Annotated in this window: 1 pseudogene; it reads left to right on the top strand. The window is 63.2% G+C overall.

The annotated features are described in order from the left end of the window. Positions 1-356: pseudogene (locus tag EN852_RS41340) on the top strand (hypothetical protein); the annotation flags it as partial.

The following is a 356-nucleotide window of genomic DNA, read 5'->3' as shown; positions in this document are numbered from 1 at the left end:
CTTCCCCGCTACTCCGGCCAGACCAAGAAGCCCTACTACGTGGCCGAGCATGAGGTGAAGCTCTACCGCCAGGTGCCGAAGCACCTCCGGCGGGCCGCCATCCTGCACGACACGTCCGAAGGCTTTGGTCTGCTGGATCTCCCGAACCCGATCAAGCGTGCGATCGACGGCTACAGCGCCCTGGAGAAGGCCATGCTCCGCGTGATCTTCCTGTCCGTCAACGAGCCGTGGGAACACATGGAGGAGCTGGAGCAATACGACCGTCGCATCTGCGCGGACGAGATGCTCCAGGTCTTCGACGAGCCCTGGAACGCCAAGTTCTGGGAACCGCTCGGCGGCGTTAAGGTCGACTTCTG

The sequence above is a fragment of the Mesorhizobium sp. M2E.F.Ca.ET.209.01.1.1 genome, from assembly GCF_004010375.2.
Taxonomy (GTDB): domain Bacteria; phylum Pseudomonadota; class Alphaproteobacteria; order Rhizobiales; family Rhizobiaceae; genus Mesorhizobium.
This window is presented reverse-complemented; position numbering and strand designations above follow the sequence as displayed.